The organism is Lysinibacillus sp. EB271-A1-10B (assembly GCF_058791335.1).
The window spans coordinates 140962-154919 of sequence record NZ_JBYTDL010000002.1; the positions used below are offsets into that span (position 1 = coordinate 140962).

Annotated in this window: 17 protein-coding genes; all 17 read right to left on the bottom strand. The window is 31.9% G+C overall.

The window, feature by feature from the left end; genetic code table 11:
* Nucleotides 1-2: 2 nt before the first annotated feature.
* Nucleotides 3-491 carry a hypothetical protein gene (locus AC3WSK_RS03480; RefSeq protein ID WP_492414048.1) on the bottom strand — a complete coding sequence of 163 codons (489 nt, stop codon included), beginning with the start codon at nt 489-491 and terminating at the stop codon, nt 3-5.
* Between the two features lie 86 nt (nt 492-577).
* A complete protein-coding gene (locus AC3WSK_RS03485) occupies nt 578-1315 on the bottom strand; it encodes a YomU family phage tail tube protein (protein WP_492414046.1) in 738 nt (245 codons plus the stop codon).
* A gap of 61 nt (nt 1316-1376) precedes the next feature.
* Entirely contained in the window at nt 1377-2111 is a 735-nt protein-coding gene (locus AC3WSK_RS03490; protein ID WP_492414044.1) for a hypothetical protein, read from the bottom strand.
* Nucleotides 2112-2116: 5 nt separating this feature from the next.
* Nucleotides 2117-2653, bottom strand: coding sequence for a hypothetical protein (locus tag AC3WSK_RS03495; RefSeq protein ID WP_492414042.1), 537 nt, complete (start codon nt 2651-2653; stop codon nt 2117-2119).
* The gene (locus AC3WSK_RS03500) at nt 2650-3321 is read right to left on the bottom strand and encodes a hypothetical protein (protein ID WP_492414040.1); all 672 of its coding nucleotides are present in this window, start codon (nt 3319-3321) and stop codon (nt 2650-2652) included. The genes AC3WSK_RS03495 and AC3WSK_RS03500 overlap by 4 nt, the downstream gene beginning before the upstream one ends.
* A complete protein-coding gene (locus AC3WSK_RS03505) occupies nt 3308-3550 on the bottom strand; it encodes a hypothetical protein (RefSeq protein WP_492414038.1) in 243 nt (80 codons plus the stop codon). Before AC3WSK_RS03505 ends, AC3WSK_RS03500 begins: the two co-directional genes overlap by 14 nt.
* Nucleotides 3547-3942: a hypothetical protein gene (locus tag AC3WSK_RS03510; RefSeq protein WP_492414036.1), complete on the bottom strand. Its 396-nt coding sequence runs from the start codon at nt 3940-3942 to the stop codon at nt 3547-3549. Before AC3WSK_RS03510 ends, AC3WSK_RS03505 begins: the two co-directional genes overlap by 4 nt.
* Before the next feature lie 12 nt (nt 3943-3954).
* Nucleotides 3955-4422 carry a hypothetical protein gene (locus AC3WSK_RS03515; protein ID WP_492414035.1) on the bottom strand — a complete coding sequence of 156 codons (468 nt, stop codon included), beginning with the start codon at nt 4420-4422 and terminating at the stop codon, nt 3955-3957.
* An 81-nt stretch (nt 4423-4503) separates the two neighbouring features.
* Complete coding sequence (locus AC3WSK_RS03520; RefSeq protein WP_492414034.1) at nt 4504-5523, bottom strand: YonB family capsid-like protein; 1020 nt, start codon at nt 5521-5523, stop codon at nt 4504-4506.
* Between the two features lie 47 nt (nt 5524-5570).
* Nucleotides 5571-6092 carry a hypothetical protein gene (locus AC3WSK_RS03525; protein ID WP_492414032.1) on the bottom strand — a complete coding sequence of 174 codons (522 nt, stop codon included), beginning with the start codon at nt 6090-6092 and terminating at the stop codon, nt 5571-5573.
* Nucleotides 6093-6133: 41 nt separating this feature from the next.
* Entirely contained in the window at nt 6134-7528 is a 1395-nt protein-coding gene (locus AC3WSK_RS03530) for a DUF8531 domain-containing protein (RefSeq protein WP_492414135.1), read from the bottom strand.
* Nucleotides 7529-7569: 41 nt separating this feature from the next.
* Nucleotides 7570-9087: a hypothetical protein gene (locus AC3WSK_RS03535; RefSeq protein WP_492414030.1), complete on the bottom strand. Its 1518-nt coding sequence runs from the start codon at nt 9085-9087 to the stop codon at nt 7570-7572.
* Nucleotides 9088-9129: 42 nt separating this feature from the next.
* Nucleotides 9130-10914 (bottom strand): hypothetical protein, encoded by a 1785-nt coding sequence (locus tag AC3WSK_RS03540; RefSeq protein WP_492414028.1) that lies wholly within the window; start codon nt 10912-10914, stop codon nt 9130-9132.
* Nucleotides 10907-11830, bottom strand: coding sequence for a YonG family phage-derived protein (locus tag AC3WSK_RS03545; RefSeq protein WP_492414026.1), 924 nt, complete (start codon nt 11828-11830; stop codon nt 10907-10909). The genes AC3WSK_RS03540 and AC3WSK_RS03545 overlap by 8 nt, the downstream gene beginning before the upstream one ends.
* Before the next feature lie 163 nt (nt 11831-11993).
* Nucleotides 11994-13178 (bottom strand): metallophosphoesterase, encoded by a 1185-nt coding sequence (locus AC3WSK_RS03550; RefSeq protein ID WP_492414024.1) that lies wholly within the window; start codon nt 13176-13178, stop codon nt 11994-11996.
* 11 nt (nt 13179-13189) lie between these two features.
* Nucleotides 13190-13381, bottom strand: a complete 192-nt coding sequence (locus tag AC3WSK_RS03555) for a YonK family protein (protein WP_492414022.1) — start codon at nt 13379-13381, stop codon at nt 13190-13192.
* Between the two features lie 198 nt (nt 13382-13579).
* Complete coding sequence (locus AC3WSK_RS03560) at nt 13580-13885, bottom strand: HU family DNA-binding protein (protein ID WP_492414020.1); 306 nt, start codon at nt 13883-13885, stop codon at nt 13580-13582.
* Nucleotides 13886-13958 lie beyond the last annotated feature (73 nt).

Consider the following 13958-nt stretch of genomic DNA (forward strand, 5'->3'; position numbering starts at 1 on the left):
GGTTATTTACCAATAGTGTTTATGACTTTTAAGTCTTTATCTTGAGATTTTTTCTCTAATTCAGTCGCAACATCTGCACCTAATTTAATTATATCGTTGAATCTATCTAGTACATCATGTACTTCTGAAGGATCAAACATGTGATCTAAGAAGATCCGATATAGTCCAGCTTCTTCTAATGACTCCTTTGCTTCAAAATGAATATCGAATTGCTTATTATCTAGTTCTTCTTTTAATGAGGTGAAATGTTTGATAATAAGGAATTGAAGGTATTGTAAAACTTGGTCATCATCTTTTAATTTATCTAATTTGTTTTCTTGGCAATATTTAATTGTTATAAATAATTCCTCTAAGAGTTCGTTAATCTTTTTCTCTGAGAACTTTGGGAAATAATAAATAAATTCATCACTTTCTTTATCTAGATAAAATTTTTGTTTTTTATGTAATTCTTTAATTCGTTTTCTTACTTCGGCTAATTTTAATTGACTCATATTTAAATTCTCCTTTTCTCCATTAACAAACAGTAAAAGGGTATACAATTAAGTATACCCTCAAAACTAATTATGTATTTATTTAATTATTTTCGATCAACAGTAAAGATACGTCCCATTTCAGAAGTACCATTTGGTGACATAGCTTCTAAAGTTAATTCTGGTGTAAGAGCAGATCCGTTTTCAAATGACATATCAAATGCACCACTCGGTTTAACTTGATCAAATTGAATGTAAAGGTCTTTTATCACCTTCATCGTTTCAGGATCATAACAAATTGTAGACATTTCAATCTCATAGTATTCACTGAATTTCTTAGAATCAAAAGTTACAACATCCGCAGTAACTTCTTCTTCATAAATTACAGTAATAGTATCTCCTTCTACAGCAGTATAACCAGTAGGTACTTCGATTACTTTAGTAGCAACTGCTACTTCTTGTTGTGACCCATCTTTATCAAATAATGTCGCAGTATTTCCGATAGGAGTACTAGTTACAGTAACTTCTAAAGTGCCTGTGTTATCAACCACTTTCACTTGTTCTGTTTTCTTAATTTTAACCTTTGCGGATTCATCAATCGCTACACCTTGTGTCATAGAAAGATATTCTAAATCCCATAATGCATTACGATAAGATAACGACACTTCTTTCTGCGTCTCTAAAATTGCAACAGTCTGATTACCAATTGCCCCATAAAGCTTCTCACTAGAAACTGTTTGCGAGATAGAACCCATTTGAGTTTTTGTTTTCACTACAACGTAACCGTCACTTTTACGTTTCATTTTCACATCTACAGTATCCATCACTACAAGTTCTTTTGACATAAATAATTTTCCTCCGATAATGTTTTATATTTTTATATTTTATTTATTCCAATACTAGATATTAGAATAAACCTCCATACTTTTTCTTGAAATCTGACATCTTCATTCCTGCTTTTTCTGTTTTAAATAAGTCAATTGTCTTATTCCAAGCTTCAATAGATACATCACTATTAACCGTTGCAAACAGTGTTGTTGTATCGAAACTTTTAAATTGATTTATCCTGTAATAAGTAGAATATACTTGAAGAACTGTCATCTCTACAGCTTCTTTATATGGCATCCCTGTACCAACAACAATAGAAGAAATAATATCGCTGAAAGTTTGTTTTTCTGAATTCAAACTTTTTTGTTCTTTGCTAGCATCTATAAATTCTTGGATTTCTGGATTCTCACTAACCTCTTCTTCTTGAAGCATTTGCATATCCAATATAAGATTCCTAATATATAAGAAATCATCTTCATTATTAAACACTTCTTGAATACTCTCTACGTCCTCTAAGACTAAACTCAGTATCTTCATATATGAACTAAGATTTCGATTGTTTGTTGTAACAATTTTATATAACTTTTCGTTTTTGATTGTATCTAACAATTCGTTAACTTCTTGTTGTTCGACTTGACTACGTTTAGTTTGCTCAAAGTATTTTTTATACTGATGAAAGTAATGTAAATTGTTCATAGCCATTAAATTTAAATCAGCTAAATTTTCTATATACTCCATGTAAGTTAGAAATCTAATTTTCCCGAATTTCGTTTCGATGGGTTTACCAAATATGTAGAAATCTCTATTATCCATAGTTCTTATTCCCTTACAGGCTCTTGTATAGAAGGGGTAATATAAGCTAATTTATATCCAACGAATCCTTTAGGTGTATTCATAATAGGCGAACCAAACGAAAACCTGAATTTACCAACATCTGCAATTTTTTCATTGAACAATATTTCATTAAGCGTGTCACAAATCCACATCATCCTAAAATCAATATTATCAATATCTAAATGCACATACACATCAAATATGTATACTTGATCTCCTGTATAAACGTTATCTTGTAATTTACGAGATGCGCTATTATAAAAATCTTGTAATTTTCTTGTACCTGTATATACACATAGACGACATATCTTAGACTGTAATTCTAAGTCGTAAGTTTTGTCAGAAGGAACTAACACCTTGCTGATAATATCAAATTTGTTAAGTAAATCATTTACATCTTTTTTATTTTTATCTAATGGGTTATCTAATGCATTTTTAGGGACGTAGTGGAGGAGTCGTAGCAATTTTTGATTTGATTGTAGAGAAATATATAGATCTTCTAAATTTGATTTTAAATTCATTCATTAACCTCCTCACTAGATTTGTTTCTTCCTTCACGTTCACCAGTAATTCTTAAAATACCAACCTTATTGATTGAACTCGAAGGGTCAATCCTAATAATACGATAAGTTTCATTATATAAGTCGAACTGCTCATTTAGTTCGATAGAAGGGGCTTCAGTATAGGGGATAGTAACCATTACCTGATTAGCCAACAAGTTTACTGGTTCATTTGCGTCTGCAATTGCGGTAGAAGCATCATTCATTTTAACAACGCATGGTTTTTGTACAATCTCACCTTCTATAGTTTCGTAAACTGGTCTATCCATTTTATCGAAGCCGATAAATATTTTCTTATCCTCTAATTTAACAGGGAATGTTGCACTACATAGCCTCATCTCAGCTTTTCTGAATACACGATTGTCCTCTGGTTTTGTTGTAATTAACCAGTACTCACTGTTATATTCGACTATATTTCCTCGTTCGATATCCTCTATGTAACCAACAACTTTCATTCCTTCGCCATTAGCATCCCATTTTTGATACATTAATACTTTTACTAATTTATCTTCATTCATCTTTACTTCATAAGAAGCATATCCATCTAAGGTTTTTTGAAAAATGAGCATGGCGTCGTTTTTTATCTTTGCTTTTACATTGTATTTATGAAAATTTCTATAATCCTTCATTATCATCACCGAAAATGACAATGTTTTCAGATAATCTAGAAATATCATTCCCTACATCTAAGATAATATTTTTAATTTCCAAGAGTTGTTCATTACTATTTAATTCATTACCTATATAACTCTCAAGCAAGAATAGTACAACAGTGTTTTTTCGTTTCAACCAATCACAATAAGTATCTAAATCCTCGTATCCAATATCAAAGAAGTCATTTTTTACTTTTAAATTCATAAGAATGTCTCCCTTGTATTGAATATAAACTCATCTATTTTATTTTTTTGGTCTTTTACTGATTGTTTAACAGATACAAGTTGAGCAGTGAATCCTTTAAATCCAACGTCTCCTTCAAATCCCTGAAGTAGTTTTTCGTAAAAGTCTTTAGTATGTTCTAAAAAAATTAAACGTAAATATTGAGCGATAATCAATTTTTCATCATTAGAACAAACTCCACTTATAACTTCACTAGCGTCATCACATTGAGCGTTGGTACGCATTCGATTATTAAATAACAATATTGCGTTATGAATATAACCGTAAATAACATCTTCTTCTTGAGGAACGTCTATATCGTCGGTTTTATAGTTCTGTAAAAATGAAGTCCATACATCATCGTAAGTAATCAATTAAATCACCAACTATTCATTATCCTTTGAATCTGATTTAAACCACTCTTCAACTAACTCATTTTTACTGCCCACTAATTCACCTTTAATTTCAGAGAATACTTCATAAACATACTGTTTTGCACTTTTTTCAGTGACTAGTGATAACTCTTTTTTAATCTTATTAAGATTTCCTTTTTTTAACAGCTCAATGATTTCATCTCGTGAATGACTATTGTTTTTATAATTTTCAATATCAACAATAGCTTGCTCAACTTCTTCTTTATTTGGTTGGGTACTTGAAATTCGTAATTCACCACGATCGAATGCATAGGTATTGCCTACAATCCAATCGTAAGTTTCCTGTGGAAGTTGTACCATTGTAGGATTATCTCCACGAGGGGCTTGCCACTCCCATTTTCGAGTAGTACCTGAAAGGGTGGGAACATTGATTGTATACTTTACTTTTTTCCAACGTTCAACTTTAACTAATTCTGTCATTATATTGTTTCCTCCTGATATCCTTGTTAATATAAAAGAAAGAGTAGGGGATTGACCCTACTCAATTAAATTATGTATTTATTAAACTGAAACGCTATCGTCTTTGATGTAACCAACAGCTTCACCTTGAATAAATTCAATAGCTACATTTTGGTAGAATTTAAGTTCCACTTGTTCGATTTCGTAGTTATATTTAGATTCTTGAGTCATGCCTCCGAATTCAATAACTTTGAATGGCTTCTCTTTAACCCCACCTGCAAACATATAACCTTCGTTTACAGGAAGTTCAGTTTTAGTATTACCTGAACCTGCAACAAACGGGTTAACCAGTGACACAGCATTAGTTGTAGCGATAGTCGAAATATTTAGAGATGTGAATAGTTCATCTAAACGAGCGTCAGATGCCGTAGATTGATATGCAGTATTTGTTACTTGTTGTTGCGCAAAATGGTCAATTAGGATAGCGTCAGCAACAAATACTGGACGACCACCATAACGACCTAATACTGAAGCCAGTTTACGGTAATCTGCTAAGTCTAGGTTAGATCCTGACATAACATTTTTAGCAGGGATGTCACCAGAGGCAACTAATGTCTCAGTTAGAGCAGAAATAGATTTCCAATATAGACGTAATTTTGCATCAACAATGCCATGAATTAAATCGCGGAAACGTTCAACATCTGCATTTACTAATGTAGCAGGTTCGTAGTAGAAGCCTCCTTGAAGTCGTTTAGGAATGGCTGTGCGTGATTCATCGCCATCTACACGAATACGTTGTACTGAAGTACCGTCTGCCGCCCAAACAGCAGTAGCTTTAAATTGTTTAGGAATAGTATATTGGAATGCGGATCGATTAGACACTGATTCAAAATCAGCTAAGATTTTTAGGATTTCAGTAGCTTTTGCACGAGAAATTTCTTCTGCCTTCTTAATAATTAAATTGTTGAATTGGTGAATTTCATGATTAGAAGGGTTGTAGTCTTCAGTGAATAACTCATTCATATATCGAACTAAGTACTCTTCATCCTTCACGTCCACTGGTTTCTTTTCATTTAATACCCGACTAAATAGACCGTTTAATTCTGTTTCATTGTATGCCATATTATATTTTTCCTTCTTTCTATAAATGTGTTATGTATTTATTTAATTTATTGTACTTCTAATCGAACTGTTGGTAATCCTGCGACATATTCTAGATTGCTTTCTGATGATAGGACTGTAAATTTCACTAATGCATTTGCAAAATCAGCATGAGTGCCATCGTGTACAAGAAACTTCTTAGTGGCTACATCATAATGAGCAGATTGACCTGTTTTAATTTCAGTTACAACTGATAATTTAAATGCAGATACGTCGATTTGTAATCCTTCAGTAAGATAGATAATACGACCACGCTCATCTTTAGCGTTGTAGAACGCATATAGAGGTTCATTTAAGTATCGTACTTCTTTAGACGCAACTAAGAATGCTTTCTTTGCACCTGATGTTAGATACTTAGCGGTACGTTCACCTTCAGTATTAAATCCTAATTCTACCAAGTGGAAGTTTTCTACGTCCTCCGTAAAAATAGCACCGTTTGCTACATCCATGATGTATTTATCCATTGATACTAGGTTACCAACTGATAATTTAGGTGAGTTAGTTAAATTTTTAAATGCTTGAGTTGCCATATATTGATTATCCTTCTTTCTTGTTTATGTATTTTATTTGATTAAAGTTTGAAGCGTAATTCGAAATCATCTTTTTCTTCTTTGATTAGATTCTTGCGCTCTGAATTTAACCCTAACAATGCAATGTTGTTATCTGATTTTACTTGTGATTGTGAAATAAGGTCTACTACCATTTCATTTAATTTAGATAAAGATTCAACTGATTCAACTGCCTCATTTAATAACGATTGAACTTCTTCTGAATCAAATTTTTCTTTAGCTCCTGCATTATTAAATGCTTTTGCAAATTTCTCATTCAATTCATTTAACTTTGTTTCACGTTGAGCATTTAACATTTGCTCTTTGAAAGGTTCTAGTTGATCGATTGTAGATTTTAGATCGATAATTGTTTCAGATGCAGAATTAAATTTATTTAGCAATTCACTCTTTTCTGATTTGACCTTATCTAATTCAACTTGTAACTCATTAGTAACCTCAACCCATTCACGTTTTTGCTTAACTTCTACTTTAGATTCTAAATTAACAGTTACTACATCATTTTCAATTGAATAATCGAAACGATAATGTTTCCATGAATCTTCAGTTTCTATTTCTACAACCGCATATGTTTCATAAACATCATTTACCCATGTCCATTCTTCATCTGTAATCGTGGATTTAACTTGAGTACGAATCTGACTACGAATATCGTCATGCGACAATTCATTCAACTGAGTTTTGCCTACTTCTTTTTTTTCATTAACTTTTAACTTTTCTTCTTCTTTCAAAATTACATCCTCCTTATCTTTTTCTTTATTTACTGCTTGAGCTACCAACCTATTGAATTGATTTAGTTGATTCATGCTTACAACTGTTGCTGATTCATAGGCAGGTACTACATTTTTACCCAAAACTGTATGAGCTTCAAAGATAATAGGGGACTTATGTACCTCTACACCATCAATAAATTCATAGTTGTAATATAGGTATTCACAGCTCATATTAATTTTCACACCTTCATTGAACCACTTTAATAATAATTCACAAGCATCTTTGAATTGTGAATACCATAAAACTGCATCTGCGACCAAAACTTCTTTATCTTCACCATCTACATTTATAGTTGATATGTAACCTTCAGACGTAAATGTTCCCATAGGTACCGTATTAAACTGGACAATATCATTACCATGTTTATCTTTAGTTAAGTATTCTTCATGACCCTTAAAATCATCATCATCTGCATTAACCTGACTAACCTGTTTATACGCACCTTTGATTGCTTTATTTAAGATAGTTTTACCTGCCTCCATAGCAGTATCTTTTTCAACTATTACGTTGTTACTAGATAATTCGAAATCAAGCAATATTAGGGTACACTTAAGAAGGGTAGGGTCAGACTCATGATGTTGTAGTGAGTTTAAAACTAGCTCTAAAGAATTTTTTTTATTTTCTATATTCTCTCACCACCTTTCAATAAAAAATGTTATTATGCATTTTATTTCTTCGTTGAATTACCATCAAACTCTTTGCTTTGTTGAGTGTTTTCGTTTTCTATATCATTGTCATCAGTAGTAGGGCGACCATTTTTTTCTGAATCAGATGAAGTTGTATGGGCAGTCTTAGGTGGAATTAATTTTTCTTGAAGTTTTAAAGTTTCTGTCTCATACATGGTTTGCTCAAGATATATGTCAAAATCCATACCGACCGAATCAATAAGATGCTTACTTGACCAACCCTTATCATTGAGTTTAGACAGATAATCAATTTTCTCTTTGAGAGTGAGAGGCATTTCTTTATCATATGACATATAGTAATTGCCTTTTTGATTATTAGGTAACATTAAATCAATCAGCTTCTGATATGCTTCAGTTTCAGTCTCTTCTAATAACACTGCTATGCGCTTGTAGACTATTTCTAAGTTTAATTTAGCACTAGCGAAGTTTGTACCTTCTCCATTTAAAACAACACCACTAATACCTAATCCTGCACGTATATCTGAATCAGTTTGTTTGAATTTATCACCATCTAACCCATCTGATTTGATATCAGGGAAGTCTAAATTAGAGAAGTTAGGAATCGTTACAAGTGAAATACCTTCTTTAGCGCCGTTCGATAATGCATTCTTTACGCTATTATGTATACTCTTAATTAATTTTTCAGGGATAGTGTCGAAATCACGATCCTTCTCACCTTGTTTAGCTGTCTGACCCATTTTCAATACTGCTACGGCATTGATGATTTTATTAGCAATAGTCTGTTCAACATCTTTGAGCTTTTTCTTATGTAACACATCGAATAAAACAGGAGTAGCCCAATTTCCACCAATTGCTTGATTTCTGTTCAAAGTTCCTGTACGTAGTACAAAAGTACGTTCAAGAGGTAGTAGGAAAATTTGATTTTTTTCACGATTAGTTAAGTAATTTTCATAATCATTTTTAGAAATTATTCCTCCTAGCTGTGATAGATATAATTCACGTTCATCTTCATACATAGAATCAAACCACGACATGTCTAAACCTGCTCTCATATGACCGTCTAGACCTCTCCGAATTTTTAAATATTCTAAATTAGAAAAGATGAATGGGTAGAAGTTGGGTTTTTTACCTATCCATAATCCTACGACATTTCCTGTAGATGTGTTTTGCTTTAATAAATCGCGAGTCAAACTTTTGTGATTAATATTATGTAATTTCTTTTTTAAACTTATGATGTTTTTTTCAGTATTTTTATCCTGTTCGAATGTTTCAATGCGATAGTTTAAAGTAGGTAATGCTTCGACCATTTCGAATAATTGATGAATTTCAGCGTTTGAGATGTAGAAATATTGTACAATGTCAGATAATACATCTTGATACATATCTGGATTTGAGAAGTATTTATGCAAATCCTCTGGTTTTACACCGTTCACAATACCTTGACGATATAAACCTTTAGTAAATAAGTTTCCAAATTCCATCATATAATTATGCTGTCCTTGATTGAACTTGTTGTTATATTCTTCAACAGTATTCATTATTTAGATTTTTCACCTCCATTATTAAATAGGGTAGGGTGATTATGTGAGTACATATTCTCTCTCTTCGTCCCACTTGTCTTCTTCAGCTTCTTTTTCCAAAAATAAAAAGATATAATACAATGCATAAGCTAACGCAGAATATCTATCTTTATCAATTTTCTTTTGAACTTGTTCTACTGTTATTGAGTTTTTTGTTTTCTTTAACTTCAGATTCGAAACCTCGTCAATTAAATATTGAGTATGTAATCTAGCTCTCTCTTCTTCAACTAAACTATCATCTCCATGTACCGATGTTTTCTTAATTTCATCATTAATTTTTAGTAGCTTTAATTTTTCTGTTTCAACATAATCAATGAATGTACGAATAATTTCATCATTAATACCAGTTGCTGTTAAATCATAGATAATTTTAATTGCTTTTTCATGATCCGGTTTTTGATCAGTGTTTATTGTATCAAAACAACCTAATTCTTCATTAGTGTCTGGGTCTGTAACATCTTCTAGCAGTCTGTCAATTAAGCCTTTACCAATTACATTTCCATCGATTACAATTGCTTTTACACGGGATTTCGTTAAGTCTTCATTACCGCCGTATTTTTTGAATAATCGTTTAACTAAGATGCTTTGTTCTTTAAAGTTTAATCCGTTAGGAGGCTCAACGATATTAACTAATTGTATTTGACGTATTAAACCTTTAGGATTTCTAATTATTTTAAGTACTACAATTGCTGTTTTATTATTACTCTGAGCAGACGAACGAGCAACGTCAACTCCTAGTACGTATTCGTTAAGCTCTAGATTTTTTCTTGCGTCCTTTGGACATTCTAACTCGGGCTTAGGTATGGTTCTAAGGTTCAATAATTTTGTTATATTAACTAAAGCCCCATCAGTAGCTCCAACCCATTTTGATTCATAGTTCATTGCGAAAGCTGTCGCAGATGTAGTAGGGTCATTTTTCTTAGCTAATAATTGATTTCTAGTTTCGCCACGTCCATAATGACAAGGTAACTCCCAACTAGCTCCTAAAACAATCTTACCTTTTAACTCAGCCATTTCATTAATCATGTTTAAAATTCGATTAAATTCATCCGACCCACGGTATCCAGAAGTCGTTACGAAGTTTATCATACCGTTCAATTCATACGGACTTATTATTGACTGCTCACCTATGGTACGTCTTGGAACGTTAACTACTGGCTCAAGTACATCTTTAAATAACTCGTTATTCAATAATGCAGATTCCTCTACATTTAATCGGTGTCTACGTTGACCTTTTGTACTTTGTGCATTAGCTAAAATTGAATAAGTACCACCTGATTTAAAAATAACTTCCACACTATCTTTACTGTGACTAACTTTAGTTATTTCATTTAATAGTAGCGGGAATTTCTTTACCAATTCTTTATGTTTGTCTTCACTGATAGATGCCGCATTTTCTTTGGTTTGTGCGCTCATACTCAAATTCACATCTGGAAAGAATATTGCAGTATGATATATTGACATTAATTCAATCATCGTTTTTCCGAATCCACGAGGGAAAACTCCGTATGTACTAATAAACCTACTAAGACACCTTAGAAATACTCGTTGGTCTAAGTCTAACCTCATACCGCCTTTTTCTGGCTTTATTAGGTCAAACCAGAGATCAGGAAACCATCTAGCCCACTGTAAAAATTCAACCCAAGTGATAAAGTTATCATCAAATGATTTTTTCTTTAAGTCATTAACTTTCACTTGAGAATTAAAAGCAGGATTGTCGTTAGTACGAGAAGATTCTTTAGAATATTTGAAGTTGTCGTCTTGAAAGTTTTTGTAGCTAGACATCTTCATCACCTTCATTTAATTGACTATCTAGCTCTTTACCTTCATAATCTTTTCTACGTTCATCGTAAAATTGGTATATGTCTTCATACTCAGCAGGAGGTAATCCTTGTAGATCTCGTACATAATTGATATATAGCCATAATGTAATATCAACATCATCTTTAGGTTGTTTAATAAACTTAGGTAGTAGGGGAATAATGTCTTGATGCTCTTCTACCATACGAGCTAATTGTCCGAATCCATCTAACCCTTGTGACAAGTCTGCTTTACTCATTTGACTAGGCTTCAATTTACCTGCTTCAGCAGATTCTTTAGCCATAGCAGACCATTCTTTAGCTTCTTTAAATTCTCCTTTAGCCTTGGCAATTGTTTCTTTAACCTTGTTAACACAATACTCACGTAAATATTCTTCGTGCATTGTGGTAGGGAGTTGGAAGCTTGGTTTTAAATTTATAAATTTCTTTTCAAAAAGCACATACTCTTCATCAGGATAGCCATAGCCATACTTTTCTTTTAATTCACTTAATAAAGCATCATCAATACTTTCAATTGATAAAGTGTCACTGTGTACTGCTTCATTTTCTTTATCTTCTTTTTCGAAAATACTCTGTTCCCATGTATCATGTCTATAATCTTTAGCATTAATAAGTTTAAAATATTCACCTATAACGTCTGGTTTTGTTAATGCAGATTCCCATAAATAGATATTGAAAGGTTTGTCTACTTGTCTCAGAGTATTCTTGACACTTTCGATGTTATTAATGACTGTTTTATCTTTCAAGCATTTTTTACAAACCCGTAAACGTTCATCGATCTTATCTAATGGGCTATAGGATTTATAGTAATCCGTTAACTTTTTATTATCTCCACACATGGAACAGTTTTTATATTTATCTTTATCTAGAATAGTAGACAAATATAGTTCACCTCATTCCAATTATTCACTTAAAATATAAGTGTGTTTATGTATTTATGTATTAATTTAAATAAAATAACCGATTTAATAAAATTTTTAATTGTTGTATGTATATAAAAGCTGTGAATCTAATTTCAAATATTAAACACTTCATAAGTATCACCTATTTAAACTCTATGTAGAATGTGCCTTTACGTCCTTTTTCGGTAATCCAAAGTAGTTTTTGATGCGCTTTTCCAGTCATCCGACCATCTTTAGCATAATCATCGACACCTCCAAAAGAACCGTTTACAATTAAATCTACTCCATGTACTTCATTTTCATAATTCTTATGTATGTGTCCTGCAAAAATAGCCTTTGGTTTCTTGTCTAACATCAATGACAGATTGTTTATGACAGTATTAACACTGTCTAAATGTCCATGAACCCCGTAATATCTGTTTCCTAAAATATCAGCTACGATAATTTCGCTATCGATATTATTTTTATGGAAAATCACATTTTCGAACTTCTCTAATCGCATTTCCATATACCACATAATGAAACTATGGAATGATTCTGTGCGAACTTCTTCTTCCTTGCGAGAGGCAACACGGTCATGATTACCTTTGACATTATAATAGTTAACTGTTTCAAAATTATTCGCTAAGACTGACAGTAATTCACTTAAAGCTTCAGCAACTTTTTGAGTAGAAGTAACTGCATTTTCCGTTTCGCTTAGTTTAGTTAACCTATGAATACAACCACTAATAACATCGCCTAATTCAAATACATGAATTTCTTTTACATTTAACAATTCTTTATAATCAAGTACTTCATTTCTTACTTGATTAAGACGTTCATAAAAAATTTCATCATTATACTTATTCCAATGATTATCAGTTACCATTCCTTTATGTAGGTCACTTAATAATAAAGTTAATGCTCCATTTGAAGTAGAAGAGGGTAGAGGCTTAACCCATTTCAAAGGCTTATTAGTATTCATATCGTCTTTAATTTCATCTAGTAGCTTATGTAACAGATTTTCTAAACGAGCTTCATGTGTCATATATTTACGAATTTCTTTGCGTTCGTCTGATAATTGAACTTTAAGCTTGTACAATTCTTTTTCAAGTTGTTTCATTTCTTCTAATTGTTCATTAGTCATTCCGTCTTTGAATTTCTTTTCAAAATACTCTTTGATTTCTAAGAAGAATATCGAACCTTTACGCAGAGTGTCACGATGAATGTTAAGATTCAATGCTTCTACAATGTCTTGCCAATCATCATTGTTGACTCCTGTTAGCTTTTCTTCAATTAAGCGATATTTCCAATCTAAATTACTTTCATTTTGAAGTTTATTTAGCATTCAATCACTCCTTAATCTTCAATTGGTTCAATAGAAGTTTCTAATTTACCACTTACAGAAACATGATTACCTACGAATTCATCTAGTTTTGCAGAAAAATCATATGTAGACTCTACACCTTTTACCGTTTCAGTGATGTAATACTTACCATCTTCAAATTTCAATTCACCGTTGAAACCGAATCCTTTATTTTCTTTAGCCATATTTCATCATCCTTTTCTCCATATAATCAAAAGTACAAAAATAATCCTATCTGCAAAATTTTAAGGAACTAATTGTTCGGATTTTACAGATAGGATTATTTAATTAAAATTTAATTAATAGAGAAGAGTAGGGGAGAACCCTACCACTAACTCCATTTTGTATTTAAAACGTCTGTATTAATTTGCTACGTATTAAAATTAACCTTTTAATAAGTCTTTTAATTTCTTATGATTTTTTAAGCCAACTGCACGTTTTTCTTCGATGTCGATTTCTTTACCAGTTTGTGGGTTACGACCTTTACGAGCTGATCGGGTTTTAGGTACTAAGTCAGCATAAGCTCCTAATTTTACAGTTTCACCATTGTTTACTCGGTCAAAAATCGAATCCATAAATTTTTCTACAAATTCTTTACTTTCAACGGGTTTAACTTTAATTCCTTTTGCTTCTAGAATTCCTTGCAAATCTTTACCTAATTCTGCTGTATTTACTTTCACGTTTGTCATAATTTAATTTCTCCTTTTATATTTCTATATTATGTATTTTGTTAATCAAAAAATATAATTAGGGAAGATAATC